We start from the raw sequence: 16973 nt of genomic DNA on the forward strand, positions 1-16973 counted from the left end.
ACGCGGGGCCTACGGCTCGCGCACCACCTTGACGTCGTCGAACGACACGCGCGTCGTCGGGTTGGTGGACACCGAGCTCACGGCCACCTTGATGCTCACCGTGCCGGGCGCCTGGAGCGCCGCCGTGGTGTCGGTCGCCTCGAGGTGCCACGCCTGCGCCGGGCCGGCCGCCGTGGGCCACACCTTGGCGGAGAGCGTCGTCGGGGACGTCCCGACCGCCGAGAGCGACACCGTGTACCGCGCACCGGGTGCGTACGTCACGGGGAGCAGCTGGTTCCCGAGGAGCGTCTCGTCCCGGAGCAGGTAGAGCCGCATGAGCCCGTTGGGCTCGAGCCGGACGCGCGCGGAGTACGTGCTCGTCCCGACCTGCCGCCCGATGAGGGTGACCGACGTCGTCCCGCCCACCGACGCGACGTCCGCCCAGAACGTCGTCTCGGTGCGGGCCCGCGACTCCGAGACCCCCGCCAGGCGCGCCTCGCGCGTCCAGGAGGGCGACATCGCCAGCGTGCCGGCCGAGTCCGCGACCGAGAAGGCGGCGGCGCCGCCGAGCGCGGACCACGCCGCGCCCGACGTCGTCGTGCCCCAGCCGGAGGTCACCGCGCGGTCGAACGTGTCGCGAGCGACCACGTTCTCCGCCGGCGCGGTCGCCACGACGTCGTGCGACGCGGAGGACGTGCCCCCGCGGTCGTCCGTCACCGTGAGCGTGACCGTGTACGTCCCGGCCTGCGCGTAGGTGTGCGAGGCCGTGGCGCCCTCCGCCGTCGCGTCGTCGCCGAAGCTCCACGCGTACGACGCGATCGTGCCGTCCGGGTCGCTCGACGACGAGCCGTCCACCGCGACGGTGAGGTCCGTCGCGGAGGCCGTGAACGCCGCCTGCGGCTCCACGTTCGGCGCGAGCACCTGCACCGAGGTCGTCGCCGTGGCCGTCGCCCCGCGGTCGTCGGTCACGTCGAGCGTGATCGTGTACGTCCCCGGCGCGTCGTAGGTGTGGGTCGCCGTCGCCCCGGTGCCGGTCGCGCCGTCACCGAAGTCCCACGCGTACCCGGTCAGCGTGCCGTCCGGGTCGCTCGAGCCCGACCCGTCGACCGACACCGTGAGGCCGTCGGCCTGCGCCGTCACGACCGCCTGCGGCGGGACGTTCGGCGTGGTGCCGGAGCCCAGCTGGTAGTGCTGCTTCACCTGGGCGGCCGTGAGCGCGACCGGGTAGACGGCCGCCTCGTCGAGGTAGCCCTTCCAGTACGTGTCGCCCTCCCAGCCGTTGTCGCCGCCGAGCCGCCAGTAGCCGGTGGTGTTCTCCGGCACGGCCTTGTCGTTCGACCCGACCAGCTCGCCGTCGAGGTAGAGCCGCATGCCCTCGCTCGACTGCGTCGCCACGACGTGGTGCCAGGCGTTGTCCCGGTACGAGCCCGTGGTGCTGAGCACCTGCTGCGCGCCGTCGTACGCGCCGAACTTCACCTTGCCGTCCGCCGACATGTACACATGGCGGTCGTAGTTGGAGCTCGTGCCCGTCCGGCTGCTGCCGAACCCGATGAGCTTCCCGCCCGTCGTGGTGTCGGTCTTGAACCAGGTCTCGACCGAGTACACCGTCGGGTTGGCGTAGCTGCGCTGGCTCGCGACCAGCCCGCCGTTCCAGGTGCCGAAGATGTTCTTCGTCGGCTGGAAGCGCACCGCCGTGTCCGTGACGCCCGTGAGCGCACCGGTCTGCGACTTCGTCACAGGGCCGGAGTACGAACCGTCGGACGCGTCGGGGCCGGAGTCCTTCGCGACCGAGCCCGAGGACTCGCCGAGCCGCCAGTACAGCGTCGGCTCGAGCGAGTAGACCGCCTGGCCGTACGCGTCCTGCGGCGCGGTGGCCCCGGCCGCGGGACGGCCGCTCGCCGTCCAGTGGTCGGCGACCTCGCCGCGGGTGAGCGCACGGTCGTACACGGCGACGTCGGAGATGGTGCCGTTGAAGAAGTTCGAGCTTCCGCTGTTCGGCCAGCCCGACTGGCTGTCCCCACCGACGCGCCAGTAGCCCGAGTAGGACTGCGCCGACGTCGTGTCGCTGCGCTGACCCGCCTTGACGCCGTCGACCCAGAAGGTCATGCCGGAGCCGTCGAGCGTGCCGACCACGTGGTGCCACGCGCCGTCGTTGTACGAGCCGGCGGTCGTGATCTCGCGGACCATCCCCGGGTGGACGCCGAACGTCAGGCGCCCCGAGTTGTTCATGTAGATGTGCCGGTCGTAGCTCGACGACGTGCCGGTCTTGGCGTTGCCGAAGCCGACGATCTTGCCGCCCGACGTCGAGGTCGTGCGGAACCAGGCCTCGACGGAGAACCGCTGCGGTCCGGTGGTCGCGGTCGGGGTGCTCCCGGAGACGCCGTTGGCGCCCGAGAATCGCGTCGCCTTCGCCGTCGGCGGGACGTCCTTGCCGTCGACGCCGCGCGTCGTGCCGTTCGTGAGCGCGAGGTCGGACAGCGAGGCCCAGTCGGTCGCGCTGCTCCCGCTCGCCTCGTTCATCGGCCAGTAGCTCACCGGCGAGTCGCCGAGCACCGAGTCGTTGTAGGCCGTGCTCGACCCCTGCGCCGCGATCGTGACCGGTGTCCAGTTCGAGACCGTGGAGTTGCCGTCGCCGTCGATCACCTTGACGCGGTACTCGACCGTGCTGCCCGGCGCGAGGCCGGAGTCGGTGTAGCCCATGGTCGGGCGCACCCAGTACGTGGACGACGCCTTCTGCGTGGAGATCGGGGCGGTCGTGCCGCGGCGGTACAGCTCGTAGGTCAGCTCGGCGTTGTCCTGGTCGATGTTCGCCGGCCAGGAGACGCGGGCGCTCCCGCTGACGAGGGACCGCGTCGAGATGACGTACTGCCCGCCCTGGATCGTCGGGCCGATCTTCGTCGGGGCGACGTCGCGCCGCGCGAACCGAACCAGGCCCTGCTGCCGCGCCCCGGCGACGCGCGTGAACTCGCCTCCGTACACGACGTACTTGTCGTTGGCCGTGATGTCCCACCCGGCCTGCGAGATCCCGGACGCGCTGCCCGTGCTCCACGTCGGGTACCAGTGCAGCAGCTTGCCCGCCGTCTGGCCCGTGAAGCTGCGGTAGCCCCAGATGTCCGGGGTGATCTTGCGGTCCGACGGCTCCTTGGCGAAGGCCAGCGAGTGGTTCACCGTCCAGGGGTCCGTCTGCGGGAACTCGCCGATGTTGCCGCAGTAGTGCGCGTGGGTCGCGACGTAGACGGAGTCGCCGGCCGGGTACACGGAGTACGTGTCGCCGTGGCAGTCCTCCATCCAGACGAGCGACCCGTCGGACCAGCTCGCGCGGAACGAGCCCTCGAAGTCGTCGTCCGTCTTGCTGCCGCCGAAGTCGTAGCCCGAGCCGTAGACGCTGTCGCCGTCGGACGCGAGCGAGTAGATCGCGGCGTTGTCGCCGCCGTTGCGGATCACGGAGTTGACGGCCCACGGGAGCACGGTGCCCGTCGTCGCGTCGAGGGCCGCCATGCCGCGGCCCGGGTTCGTCGACCCGTTGGTGCTCGTGAACGAGCCCGCGACGACCACCTTGGCGCCGTCGGGCGAGATCTCGATCGCGCGGCCGCCGTACCCGCCGGCGAGCTCCGGCGCGAAGCCGAGCAGCGCGCCCGTGGACGCGTCCAGCGCGGCGATGCGGGCGCGCGCGGTGTTGTTGACGTTGGAGAACTCGCCGGTGATGTAGACCGTGGAGTTCGTCGCCTTGATGTCGTAGACCGTGGAGTTCGTGCCCGGGTTCCAGCTCGAGACGAGCGCCCCGGTCGCGGTGTCGAACGCCGCGAGGCGGTACCGCGTCTGGCCGGCGATCTCGGTGAACGCGCCCGCGACGTAGAGCCGCTTGCCGTCCGGCGACGACGAGATCGCGAGGACGCGGCCGTTCGTGCCCGGGTTCCAGGACCCGTCGAGCACACCGGTCTCGACGTCGTACCGCAGGATGTTCGCGCGCGGGGTCTCCCCCGTCCCGGCCGCCGCACCCGCGGGGCGCGCCGAGGTGAACTGGCCGCCGGCGTACGCGCGTCCGCCGACGATGGTCTGCGCCCAGACGATCCCGTCGATCTGGGTCGTGGGCAGAGGGTCGGCCGTGACCGGGACGGTCGCGTCGGCCGGGGTGGCGGCCGCGGCCACCGGCGCGTCGGGCGCGACGGCGGCGGGGGCCGCGACGGGCGCCGCGGTCTCGACCGCACCGGCCGACGGGGCGACCAGCGCCGTCGCCACGAGGGCGGCGACGGTCAGCCCGGCGACCCGGCCGACGACGCGTCGTCGTCCCGGCGGCGCGCCCCGAAGAGAGCCCTGGACGACCGTCCGACTCACATCATTGTTTTTCATGGGTGACTCTCTTCGTCGCGGACCCGCGGAAATGCCGGTCCATCAGCCGGACGTTGTGACTGTAGCGCCGGTGAACCGGCCGCAGAACGGCGCGAGCGGGCGAAATTTACCGCCCCTTCCCGCGCGGGTCAGGACAGATCGCCGCGAAACACCACGGTCGACGTGCCCGGCGCGTACTCCACCGCGACGGTGACGTCGTCGCGGTCGGCGTCGGGGATGGAGAACAGGACGACGCCCGTCCCGCTCTCGCCCGGGGCGAGCTCGCCCTCGAAGGGCTGGCCGCCGGGCTGCACGAGGCGCCCGGCCGGCGCGCGGTCCTCGCCCGTGTAGGCGTTGACCACGGCGTAGGAGAGGTCCAGCGGGGCGTCGGTCCCGTTCGTCACCTCGACGGTGAGGCGGACGGCCGGACCCGAGGTCTCGCCCGCGGCCACGGCCTCCCCCTCGACGTGCTCGACCTGCGCGAGCCGCACGGTCACGCCGTCGGGCGCCTGGACCGTCTGGTCCGGCGCGGCCGGCTCCAGCTCGGGGGCCACGGGCACGACGGCGGGGTCCGCCCCGTCGGCCCCGGCCGTCCCGGCGGTCCCGTCGCCGCCCGCCGCGTCCGCGCCGTCCGCGGCGTCCGTGCCGTCCGACGGCGTCGCGTCGGCCGAGGCGTCGCCGCTCGCCTCCGGGGAGGCGACCGGCGCGGGCGTGACCGTCCCGCCCGGGGACTCGTCGCCGTCGGACCGCCACGGCTGCAGCACGACCAGGGTGACGGCGACCGCGAGAGCGACCGCTGCCCCGATCACCGCGACGACGCGGCGGGAGGGCCGCCGTGCCCGGGTGGCGCCACCCTCGGGGGCTCCGTCGTTCTCCGTGTTCATCGTCCGCCTCCGGTCGTGCTCCGTGCCGGCTCGCGCCGGTCCGCCGTCGCGGCGCCCTGCCGGGCCGCCCGCCGGCCGTCGCGCAGCCCGCGCCAGGCCGCCCGCAGCGGGACGACCGGCCGCAGGAACTGGCGCCGACCGCCGCGCCGCAGGACCGCGCGGGCGTTGCCCGGCGCGCTGCGCCGCCAGCGCCGCACGGACACCTCGTCGAGGTGCTGCGCGGCGAACAGCATCCGGTTGCGGATGTTGTAGTAGTAGTACGTCTCCGACTTGGCCTCCGGCCGCTGCCGGCCGTCGCGGTGGGTCCCACCCTCGTCGTGGACCGCGACGGCGTCCTCGACGACGGCGACCCGGCCGCCCGCGCGCTGCAGGCGGTAGGACAGGTCGACGTCCTCCCAGTAGAGGAAGTAGGCGTCGTCGAACCCGCCCGTGCGCTCCCAGACCTCCCGGGTGACGAGCAGGCACGCGCCGCTGAGCCACTCCACGCGCGCGGCGCCGGGGTGCTCGTCACGGCGCGACGGCGCGCGGAACGTGCCGTCGTCGAGGTAGACGTCGAGGCCCCCGAACCAGCGGCGCCCCGCAGGCGTGAGGACGACCGGGGAGACGAGGAGCAGGCGGTCGTCCTCGACGGCCGCCCGCAGCGTCCGGACGTCGGTCGCGGCGATCGTCGCGTCGGGGTTGAGCAGGAGCACCTCGTCCGCGCCGGCGTCGAACGCCGCGCGCATCCCCAGGTTGGCGCCGCCGCCGAAGCCCAGGTTCTCCGCCGGGGCGAGCAGGTCCCAGCCGCGCTCGTCCGCCAGGCGCGAGACCCGCTCGCGCTCCGCCGTCGTCGACCGGTTGTCGACGACGAGCACGCGCGCCTCCCCGACCTCGCCGCGCGCGCCGAGGTTGCGCTCCAGGAGGGCGGCGGAGCCGTAGCTCACGACCACGATCGCGAGGTCGCCGGAGGCGTCCGAGACGTCGTCCACGGTCGTCACCTCCAGGTCCTGGCACGTCGGCCGTCGCGGCGATCCTAAGCCCGCCGCGCGGCCGTGACGCCGGAATTCACCCGGGCGAGATACAACCTCACCCGCTGTTCACCCAGCCTCGCCTGGATACGATTCTCGGCACGGTCGGGGGCGGGCAGACAATCCGTCGCCGCCGCTTCCCAGAAGCTCCCCCGTCTCTTTCGCGAGGTGCCCATGTCCGAGTTCGGCGCGGCGATGACGCGACTGCACGACGCGCAGAAGTCCTCGAGCGGCGCGGCCGCGTACTCGCGCTTCGTCAACCGCCCGCTCGGCCGCCCGCTGGCCGCCGGCGCGTACGTGCTCGGCCTCACGCCCGACGCCGTGACGCTCGTCAGCGCGGCGACCACGCTCGCCGGGATCGCCACGATCGCGCTCGCCGGGCCGACGCTCGCGTCGTCGCTCGCGGCCGTCGTGCTCCTCGTCCTCGGGTACGCCCTGGACTCCGCGGACGGCCAGCTCGCGCGGCTCTCGCGGTCGGGCAGCGCGGCGGGCGAGTGGCTCGACCACTTCTTCGACGCGTTCAAGACGGTGGCGCTGCACCTCGCCGTGCTCGTCTGCTGGTTCCGGTACTACGACGTCGACGCGGGCTGGCTCGTCGCGCCGCTCGCGTTCTGCGTCGTGAGCAGCACGTTCTTCTTCGGGATCGTCGCGGTGGACCTGGTGCGCCGCGCGAAGGGCTCGCCGGGCGGGGCCGCCCACGGGACCGGCGGCCGGCTCCGCGAGCACCCGCTCTACACGCTCGCGGTGCTCCCGACCGACTACGGCTTCCTGTGCCTCTCGTTCGCGCTGCTGTGGCTCCCCTCCGCGTTCCTCGTCGTGTACACCGCGCTCGCCGTCGTCAACGCGCTCGTCCTCCCTGTCGCGGCCGTGCGGTGGTACCGGTCGCTCCAGGCCCTGGAACGCAGCGCGACGACGACGGCAGGGGTGCCCTCGTGAGGCCCGTGCGGGTGATGCAGTCGTTCCGCGCGCCGCGGCCGACGACGAACCCGTACATCACCCAGCTCGACGCGGCGCTCGCGGCGGAGCCGTCCGTGGAGCACCTGCGCTTCGACTGGCGCACGGCGATCGTGGGCCGCTACGACGTCTTCCACTGGCACTGGCCCGAGGGCAAGCTCGAGGGCACCACGTGGTGGAAGGCCGCTGCCAAGCACGCGCTCGTCGCCGCGATCCTCGTGCGGCACCGCCTGAGCCGCGTGGTCGTCGTGCGGACGGTCCACAACGTCGAGCTGCCCGACGTCCCGCGCGTCTCGCGCTGGCTGCTGGTCCGCGTCGACCGCTCGACGGACCACCGCATCGTCCTCAACGAGACGACCGAGCTGCCCCCGGAGCAACCGCGCACCACGATCCTCCACGGCCACTACCGCGACTGGTTCGCGCGGTACGCCCGGGACGAGCAGGTCCCGGGACGGGCGGGCTACTTCGGCGGCGTGCGGCGCTACAAGAGCGTGGGCGACCTCGTGCGCGCCTACCGCGAGGCGCGCGCCCTGCGCGACGACCTGAGCCTGGAGATCGGCGGGCGCCCGTCGTCGGCCGAGCTCGAGACCTCGCTGCGCGCGGAGACCGCGGACCTGCCCGGCGTCGAGCTGACCCTGCGCTTCCTCCAGGACGACGAGCTCGTCGCCCTCGCCTCGCGCTCGCAGCTCGTGGTGCTGGCGTACCGGTTCATGCACAACTCCGGGAGCGTGCTCGCCGCCCTGTCGCTCGACCGCCCGGTCCTCGTGCCGCGCAACGCGGTGAACGAGGCCCTCGCGAAGGAGGTGGGCGACGAGTGGGTGCTCATGTTCGACGACCGGCTCACGGGCGAGCGCCTCGTCGGGGCGCTCGCCGAGGCGGCCGCGATCCCGGACGGCGCGCGGCCGGACCTGTCGCGCCGCGAGTGGACGGACGCGGGGGCGGCGCACGCCCGCGCCTACCGCTCCGCCCTGGCGGGCCGGCGGTCGCGCCGACGCCCCGGGCAGGAGGGGGCCGCGTGATCGCCGAGGCGGCGTTCCGCGCCAAGACCGCCGTCGTGGGCCGGGACAGCACGGCCCAGCTCGACGCGTTCGTGCAGCACGACGCCCTCCCGGCGCCCGCGCTCGAGCAGCTCTCGCGCGAGCGCGCGCTGCGGCACGCCCGGTTCGCGTCCGAGCACAGCCCGTTCTACCGGGACCTCTACCGCGACGCCGGGATCACGGCCGCCGACCTCCACGACGACGCGGTGCTCGACGCGCTCCCCCTCGTCGACAAGCCCGCGCTGCGCGAGCACTTCGACACGATCCGCACCGACGAGGCGACGGACCGCACCTCGGCGACGTCGCGCACGGGCGGCAGCACGGGCCTCCCGCTGCACGTGCTGCGCGACCTGCGCTTCCCGGCGCGCGCGCTCGAGTGGCGCCTGTTCCGGTGGTGGGGCGTCGAGCCGTGGGAGGACCGCGGGATCATCACCCGGCACATGCTCGAGGGGCTCGCGCGTGTCCGCCACGACCTGCAGTGGCTCCCGAGCCGCCGCGTGCAGCTGGACGCGTTCCGCATCACGGACGAGACGGTCACCGAGTTCGCGCGCCGCTGGAACCGGCTCCGGCCGCCCTTCCTGCTGGGCTACGGCGGGGGCGTGCTCGAGCTCGTCCGGCGCACCGGGCGGCTCGGCATCGAGCTCGCGCCGCCGCGCGCGGTCGCGGTCACGGCCGCGCCGCTCGCCCCGGGCGTCCGTGCGGAGATCGCGACGGCGCTCCGGGCCCCCGTCTACGACCACTACCGCAGCGCCGAGGTGCCGTGGATCGCCGGCGAGTGCGCCGAGCAGTCGGGGATGCACGTGTTCTGGGACGTGCGCCGCGTCGAGATCCTCGACGACGACGACCGCCCGGTCCCCGACGGGCAGGAGGGCAACGTCGTCGTCACCGACCTGACGAACCGCGTGTTCCCCGTGGTGCGGTACCGCCTCGGCGACGTGAGCAGCCTCCACCGCGAGACGTGCGCGTGCGGGCGGTCCCTGCCCCGGCTCGGCGCCGTCTCGGGGCGGGCGTCCGACGCCGTCCGGCTCCCGGACGGGACGACCATCGCCGGCGCGCTGGGCCACATCTTCGACCACGCGCCGCTCTCGGTGCGCCAGTTCGAGATCGTGCAGGGACGTGACTACGCGGTGACGCTGCGCTGCATCCCGGCGAGCGACGAGCGCGCCGACATCGAGCGGGCCCTCGCGACGCTGCGCCGCGCGACGCGCGGGCTCGTGCCGGTGACGCTCGAGCTCGTCGACCACATCCCGCAGGTGGGCGGGAAGATGAGGTTCATCCGCAGTGACGCCCCCTCCTGAGCTCCGGCTGGTCGTCGCGGTCCCGACGTTCCGGCGCCCCGCGACGCTCGCCGGGCTCCTCGCGCGGCTGCCCGAGCGGGTGGCCGAGGTGGAGGGCGCCCGGGTGGAGGTGCTCGTCCTGGACAACGACCCCGCCGGGTCGGCGCGGCAGGTCGTGCGGGACGCCCCGCTGCCCGTGCGCTACGTCGTCGAGCCGCGCCCGGGCATCGCCGCCGTGCGCGACCGCGCGCTCGACGAGGCGGCTGACGCCGACCTGCTCGCGTTCCTCGACGACGACGAGCGCCCGCGCGAGCGGTGGCTCGCCGCCCTCGTGGGCACGTGGCGCGACACGGGCCGGCCGGCCGCCGTCATGGGCCGCGTGATCTCCGTGTTCGCGCACGAGCCCGACCCGTGGCTGCTCGCGACCGGCGTGTTCCGCCGTCGTCCGCGCCCGACGGGGCTCGAGATCCCCGTCGCGGCGAGCGGCAACCTCCTGCTGGACCTGCGGCAGGTGCGGTCGCTCGGGACCCGGTTCGACGTCACGCTCGGCCTCGCCGGGGGCGAGGACACGCTCTTCTCCCGCGCGCTCGTCGCCGCGGGCGGCCGGATCGTGTGGTGCAACGAGTCCGAGGCCGAGGACCTCGTCCCGGCCGAGCGCATGACCCGGGCGTGGGCCATGCGGCGCGCGTTCAACGGCGGCAACGGCGCCGTGCAGGTCGAGCTCCGCCTCGCCCGCGGCCCCGCGCGTCGTGCGCTCGTGCGGGCGCGCGCTCTCGTCGGGGGCGCGGGGCGCACCGTCGCGGGCGCGGCGCGGCACGTCTGGGGCCGCTGGACGGGCGACCTGGAGAGCGACGCGCGCGGCCTGCGCACGAGCCACCGGGGCCGGGGCATGGTCGCCGGGGCGTTCGGGCACCTGCACCGGCAGTACGCCCGCGACGCCGTGGCGGCTCAGGGCGCGAGCCCCGCCTCCTCGGCGACCGGCTCGAACGACGAGACCGCGGCGGGGATCTCCGCCTGAGCGAGGAGCGCGCGCGTGAGCAGCACGTACCGCGCGACGTAGTCCTCCTGGCGCAGGCCCCGCGCCCGGACGTCGGCGGCGCTCGTCGCCTCCCCCGGGCCCAGCGCGTGCCGCACCGCGTCGGCGAGCGCGGCGGCGTCGTGCGGGGCGACGAGCCGGGCCCGCGTCCCGGCGACGTAGTCGCGCACCCCGCCCGCGTCGGTCACGACGAGCGCGCGGCCCGCCGCCATCGCCTCGACGCACGCCGTCGCCCCGGACGCGTGCCGGTTCTCGCGCAGCGGCACGACGACGACCCGGCAGCCCTCGTAGAGCCGCGCGAGCTCGGCGCGGCCCGCCGCGGGCGCGACGTCGACCCGGCCCGCGACCGCGACCCGGGCCGCCGCCGCCGACCGCGACGCGATGCGCGCGGTCACCCCGGGCAGCAGGTCGAGCGCGGCGCGCAGCACGGCCCAGTCCCGGTCGCGGTCGTTGCCCACGGCCAGCACCTCGGGCGCGGACGCGGCGCTCCCGGCCGCGCGCCCCTCCCCGGTCGCGGGCGCCGTCCCGAACGGGACGAGGACGACCCGCCGACCGGGGACGCGGTCCAGCGCCACGCGCCGGTTGACGTCGCTGTGCACCGCCTCGACCGCGTGCCCGCGCAGCACGGCCGCGAAGAGGCGCCGGCGGGCGCGGCCGAGGTCGTCCCACCGGTCCCAGAGCCAGACGGACTGTGCGAGGACGGCGGGCCGGCGGCGTCGCGGCAGGGTCGTGCGCACGAGGCCGACCGCGAGGTGCTCGCGCTCGGTGTGCGTCCACACGACGTCCGCGCTCCCCAGGAGCGCGCGGTTGCGCCACGCGTGCACGACGTCGGTCCCGAGCCGCGCCGCGAGCGCGCGCCGGACGCGGGCCACGACCGGTCGCTCGCGGTGGGACACGCTCCAGGCGAGGTCGAACGCCCCCGCGGCGAGGTCGTAGCCATAGGGCGTGCGGTCCAGGGTCTCCCCCGCCGCGTGCCGCGCGCGCCAGGCCACCGGGTCCTGCTCGTGCGCGAGGTGCACGACGACGCGCGGCCGTGCCGCCGCCCGCGCGGCGGGGCGCTCGGTCCCCTGGGCTGCCGCGCGCCGCGTCACGGGACGAGCCCGCGCAGCCGTTCCACCACGCGGTTCCACTCGTACCGGGCCAGCAGCCGCTCGCGGGCCCCGGGGTCCGGGGTCGTCCCCCAGGCGGCGTCCAGCGCGGCCGCGACGTCGCGCGACGGCGCATCGAGCGGGACGAAGCGTGCGAGGCCGTCGGCGAGCTCACGAAAGACCGGGGTGTCGGCGAGCACGAGCGGCGAGCCGAAGTGCGTCGCCTCGAGCACGGGCAGCCCGAAGCCTTCGTCGCGCGACAGGAACGCCGTGACGGCGGCGCGGGAGTAGAGCCACGCGAGCTCCGCGTCGTCGATCGCGCCGAGCAGCCGCACCGCGCCGCTCGCGAGGAGCGCGTCCGTGCCGGGCGGGAGGTCCGGGGCGACGCCGGAGTGCTCGGCCCCCCCGACGACCAGGAGGGGCGCCGCGGGCCCCAGCCGCCCGGACAGCGGGACGGCGCGCAGCACGGCCTCGAGGTTCTTGCGGACGTTGAGGCGCCCGACGCACAGCGCGAACGGGACCCCCGGGTCGACGCCCGCGGGCGGGCGCGGGACGGCGTCGGTCAGGGCGCGCGGCACGCCGAGACCCACGGGCGTGACCGGGCGGCCGGAGCGGCCCTCGATGCGGTCCGCCTCCGTGCGCGACGACGTCGCGACCGCGTCCGCCGCGCGCAGGAGCGGGATCATCGGCGCGAAGTACGCGCGCTCGGTCCGCGAGAACCACTCGGGGTGGTCGCGGAACATCACGTCGTGGACGAACGTCACCGCCGGGACCCGCCCGAGCGGCGTGTAGTTGTGGGCGACGACGACGTCGGCGTGGACCGTCCGCGCGAGCCGCCCGAGCTCGACCGTGTTCGACAGCGCGTGCGGGTACAGGCGCGTCCCGATCGTCCGCGCGCCGGGCGGCAGGTCGGACGGCGCGGCGCCCTGCCCGCCGCGGACGGCTAGCACGAGCTCGTCCTGCGGGAACCGCTCGTGCCAGTGGTGGATGAGCGCGCGCTGGACCGACCGGTTCGAGAACGGCCCCCGGTCCCACCAGTAGGCGTCGAACAGGACCCGACGGGCCGGGTCACCGAGGGCCGGGTCACCGAGGGCTGGGTCACCGGCGGCTGCGGCGCGACGGGGCGCGTCCTGCCGGTCCGCGGCGCCGGCGCGGCGCCGCGCCGTCCGCCACGGCCCGGGCGTCCGCCGGGCCGCGAGGTCGTGCGCGAGCCGCTCGTACCCGTCGGCGACGTCGTCCCACGAGTAGTCCTCGGCGCGCTTGCGGTTCGCGTGGCCGCGCTCGATCGTCCCGACGTCGTCGCGCTCGGCGTCCTCCAGGATCCCGGGGAGGTCGTGCACGCCGCGGAAGTAGAGGCCGGGGTCGCGCACCACCTCGCGGTTGAAGTCGACGTCGAACGCGACGACGGGCGCCCCTGCGCCGATGGCGCGCAGGAGCGACGGGTTGGTGCCCCCGACGGAGTGCCCGTGGACGTAGGTGAACGCGGACGCGTAGAGGTCGTCGAGGAGCTCCTGGTCCCACACCGCGCCGAGCAGGCGGACCCGCTCGTCCCCCTGCGCGAGCCGGTCGATGCGGTCGGTGTACTCCGCGGAGTACGGCGCGGAGCCGACGACCACGAGCGGCTTCGTCGCGGCGGACCGCACGTAGCCCTCGACGATCTCCTGGACGTGGTTCTCGGGCTCGAAGCGCGCGACGACGAGGTGGTACCCCCCGGGCTCCAGCCCGAGCTCGGCGACGCGCGCACCGCGGTCGTCGTCGAGCAGCGGGGCGCCGTACGCGATGAGCGACGACGGCACGCCGTACTCGCGCGTGTAGTAGTCCTGGATGCCCCGGGCGTCGGCGATGATCGCGTCGGAGCACCGGACCGCCGTCGTCTCGGCCGCGCGGTAGTAGCGGCGGCCCGCGGGGCCCCACTTCGCACGCCGCCACTCGAGCCCGTCCACGTGGGTCGCGACCGGGATGCGCGCCACGCGCAGCAGCGGCAGGAAGGGGGCGTTGGCCGCGTTGAAGACGAAGGCCGCGTCCGTGCGGTGCGTCACGAGGTGGGCGACCGAGACGGCCGTGTGGCTCAGCGTCTCGAGCGAGCGGCTGCGGAGCGCGCCCGCCGTGACGACCTCCATGCCGAGGTGCTCGCGGACGACGTCCTCGGTGTTCCCCGTCCGCGTGTAGACGCGCACGCGGTGCCCCCGCGCCGCGAGGCGCGAGCCGACCTCCTCGACCGCCGTCTCGAAGCCGCCGTACCGTGCCGGGACGCCGCGCGTGCCCACCATCGCGATGCTCAGCGTCGCCGCCACCGTCACTCCCGCCCTGCCGCCCTGTGCCTTCCTGCGAGGCTAGTGGCGCGCGGGGCCCGCGAGGCCCGGTTCGCCGAGCCTCACCCGGGTGATTTCCGCAGGCGGGACGGGGCGGAGGGGCCTCGGCGGGCGGGACCGGTCAGGCTCGGGCGTGGTACTTGCCCTGTGCGGCGAGCAGCCCCTCGGTGAGCAGCATCTCGACGGCGTCGGCCGCGTCGTCGAGGAGGAAGGGCAGCTCCTTCGCCTCAGTGCCCTTGAAGTCCTTGAGCACGTAGTCGGCGGTGTCCATGCGGCCGGGCGGACGCCCGACGCCGCCCCGGACCCGGACGTAGTCCTTCGTGCCGAGCGCCTTGGTGATGTCGCGCAGCCCGTTGTGGCCGCCCTCGCCGCCGCCGACCTTCAGCTTGACGGTGCCGAAGGGGATGTCCACCTCGTCGTGGACCACGACCACGTGCTCAGGATCGATGCCGTAGTACTTCGCGAGCCCCGCCACGGGCCCGCCCGAGACGTTCATGTACGTCGTGGGCTTCGCGAGCACGACGCGCGGCCCGGGACGCCCGCCGGGCAGCATGCCGAGGCGCGCCTCCGCGACGGCGGCCTGCGCCCGCGGGTGCCGCGCGAACCGGGCGCCCGCCCGGCCCGCCAGGACGTCCAGGACCATGTGGCCCAGGTTGTGGCGGTTGCCGGCGTAGCCGGGGCCCGGGTTCCCGAGCCCGACGACGAGCCACGGCTGGTCGCTCATGTGCACCGTTCCTTCGCTGACGTCCTGCACGGTCCCGGCTCCCGACGCGCGCGAGGCGTCCGGCACCAGGGTGCCGGACGCCTCGCCGAGAGCATGGCGCGGACGAGGTCCGCGCGGGGGGTCACTCGCCCGCGGTCGCCTCGGCGGCGGCCTCGGAGCCGGCGGCCTGCTCGGCAGCCTCGGCCTCGGCGGCCTCGATGTCCGCCGAGTTGTCCTGCGGCACGGAGATCGTCACGACGACGAGCTCCGGGTCCGTCGTGAGCGTCGCGCCGGAGGGGAGCTTCACCTCGCCCGCCGTGACGGTCGTGCCGGCCTCGAGGCCCTCGATGGAGACCTCGACGGACTCGGGGAGGTGCGTCGCCTCGGCCTCGATGGCGAGGGTCTGCAGGTCGACGAGGTGGATGGTGCCGGGGGCGGACTCGCCGGTGACGGCGACCGGGACCTCGACGGCGACCTTCTCGCCCTTCTTCACGATGAGCAGGTCGACGTGCTCGATGACGTTGCGGACCGGGTCGCGCTGGACGTCCTTGGCGATGGCGAGCTGGCCCTTGCCCTCGAGCTCGATCGAGAAGAGCGCGTTCGAGTGCTTGAGCGCCATCATCGTCTGGTGGCCCGGGAGGGTGACGTGCACCGGCGCGCTGCCGTGGCCGTAGAGGACCGCGGGGATCTTGTCGGCACGGCGGATACGACGGGCGGCACCCTTGCCGAACTCGGTACGGGCCTCGGCGGCGAGCTTGATCTCGGACACGTGGATCACTCCTGGAAGAACGTTGCGGGCCGGCCGCCAGTGGGGGACGGTCGGCTGTCCGGACGGTGAGAGGGCCTCCCGGACGGGCGGCTGCGTCGGCGCGGGACGTGTGACGGGCGCGCAGGAGGACGACCGCCCAGTCGATAACGGAGATCCAACAGGTCTGGCTGACACGTGCGGTCCCGCGCCGCCGGTGTGCTCACCGGTCCAGCGCTGCCGGCCGTCAGACGTCCCTCGCCGAGGCAACCTGATAACTGTACCCGGGCGCGGCGCGAGTCGGAAACCCGCGTCCCGCCGTCGCGACCCTCGGCACGTCCCGAGCCACCCCGGGAGCCGCGCGGGGCCGCAGTCGTCGGGCGTCGGCGCGGGGGGCGTCAGGGCGTGGCGTCGGCCCGGGCGGTCTCGGGACGGGCCGCGGGCCGGCCGGCGAGCCGGCGCGCGAGGCCCCGGGGCAGCTCGTACAGCCAGTAGACCGGGGTCCGGGAGACGACGGCGTACACGCCCACCGACACCAGCGTCGCCACGAGCGCGAGCACGGGCGGCGCGAGCGCTGCCACCGGGGCGGGCACCGCGTCGAGCGCCCCGCCGCCGACGAGCAGGATCGCGTGGATGACGAGCATGTGCGTGAGGTAGACGGGCAGCGTCCGCGTCCCGAGCGCGCGCAGGGGCCGCAGCCCGCTCGTCGCGACGCCGAGCACGATGCCCGCCGCGACGCCGAGCACGCACACGACCCACAGCAGGACGCCCGACGCCACGTGCGCCGCGAGGACGCAGCCGGCGACCCAGAGGGCCACGACCGCCGCGCCCGACCACACCGTCAGGCGCTCGGCCAGCCCGAGGACGCGGTCGCGCAGGAGGAGGCCCCCCAGGAAGAAGACGAAGTACTTGGGCGCGCTGTCCCACGCGTTGTTCGGCAGCTCGAGCGCGAACGCGAACGCCGCGAGCGACACGGCCGCCGCGCCGACCAGCTGCACGCGCGGCGACAGCCGCGAGAGGAGCTTCGCGACGACGAAGAACACCGCGAGCGCCCAGAGGAACCAGCGGATCCCCGACGGCCACACCCACGCCGAGAGCGCCGCCGCGCCGACCTGGAGCGCGGGGCCGCCGTCGTCGGCCAGGCCGGGCGGGAGCTCGAGCCCGACGAGCGCCTCGTGCACCGGGTCGGGGTCGCCCGCGACGACGGCCCCGAGGAGGTAGCCGAGCGCACGGACGAACGGCCACAGGAGGAGAAGCCACGCGAAGAGCGCGACCTTGGACGCGAGCAGCGCGCGCCACGGCCCGCGCACCCACTTCCCGGCGAAGAGGCCGGCGACGGCGAAGAAGAGCGGCATGCGCATCGTGCCGAGCGCCGCGTTCACCCGGTCCCACCCGGCGAGGACCGTGCCCCAGGCGCCGGTGAGGTCGAGGTCCCCGAGCGCGCGCGTCGCGTGGAGCACGACGACGAGCAGGATCGCGAGGCCGCGCGCGGCGTCGGGCCAGCGCAGGCGCACGCGTTCGACGGGCTGCTGCCGGGGCACGTCGTCACCTCCGGACGCTGCGGACGGGACCGCGCGGGGACTGCCACGACCGGACCGGGAGAGCCGGTCGTCGGGACCGAC

Annotated in this window: 12 protein-coding genes and 1 pseudogene; 4 read left to right on the top strand and 9 right to left on the bottom strand. The window is 75.1% G+C overall.

Annotation, left to right across the window (positions count from 1 at the left end):
* Positions 1-9 precede the first annotated feature (9 nt).
* From ABIE39_RS12710 to ABIE39_RS12720, 3 genes are all read right to left on the bottom strand, one after another.
* Positions 10-4329, bottom strand: coding sequence for a LamG-like jellyroll fold domain-containing protein (locus ABIE39_RS12710; RefSeq protein WP_354052014.1), 4320 nt, complete (start codon positions 4327-4329; stop codon positions 10-12).
* A 128-nt stretch (positions 4330-4457) separates the two neighbouring features.
* Complete coding sequence (locus ABIE39_RS12715; protein WP_354052016.1) at positions 4458-5192, bottom strand: hypothetical protein; 735 nt, start codon at positions 5190-5192, stop codon at positions 4458-4460.
* Positions 5189-6160, bottom strand: a complete 972-nt coding sequence (locus ABIE39_RS12720) for a glycosyltransferase (RefSeq protein ID WP_354052018.1) — start codon at positions 6158-6160, stop codon at positions 5189-5191. Before ABIE39_RS12720 ends, ABIE39_RS12715 begins: the two co-directional genes overlap by 4 nt.
* Positions 6161-6373: 213 nt before the next feature.
* Between ABIE39_RS12720 and ABIE39_RS12725 the strand changes: the two genes are divergently transcribed.
* From ABIE39_RS12725 to ABIE39_RS12740, 4 genes are read left to right on the top strand one after another with little or no spacing between them, the layout of a single operon-like run.
* On the top strand, positions 6374-7135 hold the full coding sequence (locus ABIE39_RS12725; protein WP_354052020.1) for a CDP-alcohol phosphatidyltransferase family protein: 762 nt from the start codon (positions 6374-6376) through the stop codon (positions 7133-7135).
* Complete coding sequence (locus tag ABIE39_RS12730; RefSeq protein WP_354052022.1) at positions 7132-8172, top strand: glycosyltransferase family protein; 1041 nt, start codon at positions 7132-7134, stop codon at positions 8170-8172. Before ABIE39_RS12725 ends, ABIE39_RS12730 begins: the two co-directional genes overlap by 4 nt.
* The gene (locus ABIE39_RS12735) at positions 8169-9488 is read left to right on the top strand and encodes a phenylacetate--CoA ligase family protein (RefSeq protein WP_209829487.1); all 1320 of its coding nucleotides are present in this window, start codon (positions 8169-8171) and stop codon (positions 9486-9488) included. Before ABIE39_RS12730 ends, ABIE39_RS12735 begins: the two co-directional genes overlap by 4 nt.
* Positions 9472-10485 (top strand): glycosyltransferase, encoded by a 1014-nt coding sequence (locus tag ABIE39_RS12740; RefSeq protein ID WP_175008914.1) that lies wholly within the window; start codon positions 9472-9474, stop codon positions 10483-10485. The genes ABIE39_RS12735 and ABIE39_RS12740 overlap by 17 nt, the downstream gene beginning before the upstream one ends.
* Here ABIE39_RS12740 and ABIE39_RS12745 read toward each other — a convergent pair.
* The 6 genes and pseudogenes from ABIE39_RS12745 to ABIE39_RS12765 all read right to left on the bottom strand — a co-directional run bounded on the left by ABIE39_RS12745 (position 10416) and on the right by ABIE39_RS12765 (position 16892).
* Positions 10416-11594 (bottom strand): glycosyltransferase, encoded by a 1179-nt coding sequence (locus ABIE39_RS12745; protein WP_175008915.1) that lies wholly within the window; start codon positions 11592-11594, stop codon positions 10416-10418. The two genes, ABIE39_RS12740 and ABIE39_RS12745, sit on opposite strands and share 70 nt — an antisense overlap.
* The gene (locus ABIE39_RS18725) at positions 11591-12541 is read right to left on the bottom strand and encodes a glycosyltransferase (RefSeq protein WP_502914867.1); all 951 of its coding nucleotides are present in this window, start codon (positions 12539-12541) and stop codon (positions 11591-11593) included. Before ABIE39_RS18725 ends, ABIE39_RS12745 begins: the two co-directional genes overlap by 4 nt.
* A gap of 201 nt (positions 12542-12742) precedes the next feature.
* A pseudogene (locus tag ABIE39_RS18730) lies at positions 12743-13861 on the bottom strand (DUF1972 domain-containing protein); the annotation flags it as partial.
* Between the two features lie 163 nt (positions 13862-14024).
* Complete coding sequence (gene pth / locus ABIE39_RS12755) at positions 14025-14627, bottom strand: aminoacyl-tRNA hydrolase (RefSeq protein ID WP_209829485.1); 603 nt, start codon at positions 14625-14627, stop codon at positions 14025-14027.
* 121 nt (positions 14628-14748) lie between these two features.
* Positions 14749-15375 carry a 50S ribosomal protein L25/general stress protein Ctc gene (locus ABIE39_RS12760; protein WP_021482199.1) on the bottom strand — a complete coding sequence of 209 codons (627 nt, stop codon included), beginning with the start codon at positions 15373-15375 and terminating at the stop codon, positions 14749-14751.
* 374 nt (positions 15376-15749) lie between these two features.
* Positions 15750-16892, bottom strand: a complete 1143-nt coding sequence (locus ABIE39_RS12765) for an acyltransferase family protein (RefSeq protein WP_175008919.1) — start codon at positions 16890-16892, stop codon at positions 15750-15752.
* Positions 16893-16973: the final 81 nt, after the last annotated feature.

It is taken from the genome of Cellulosimicrobium sp. 4261 (assembly GCF_040546915.1).
GTDB classification, from domain to species: domain Bacteria; phylum Actinomycetota; class Actinomycetes; order Actinomycetales; family Cellulomonadaceae; genus Cellulosimicrobium; species Cellulosimicrobium cinnabarinum.

Bases quoted from the DNA above. Each gene is read 5' to 3' on its own strand.
- ABIE39_RS12715 (WP_354052016.1), bottom strand. From the start codon at position 5,192: ATGAACACGGAGAACGACGGAGCCCCCGAGGGTGGCGCCACCCGGGCA.
- ABIE39_RS12710 (WP_354052014.1), bottom strand. From the start codon at position 4,329: ATGAAAAACAATGATGTGAGTCGGACGGTCGTCCAGGGCTCTCTTCGG.
- ABIE39_RS12725 (WP_354052020.1), top strand. From the start codon at position 6,374: ATGTCCGAGTTCGGCGCGGCGATGACGCGACTGCACGACGCGCAGAAG.
- pth (WP_209829485.1), bottom strand. From the start codon at position 14,627: ATGAGCGACCAGCCGTGGCTCGTCGTCGGGCTCGGGAACCCGGGCCCC.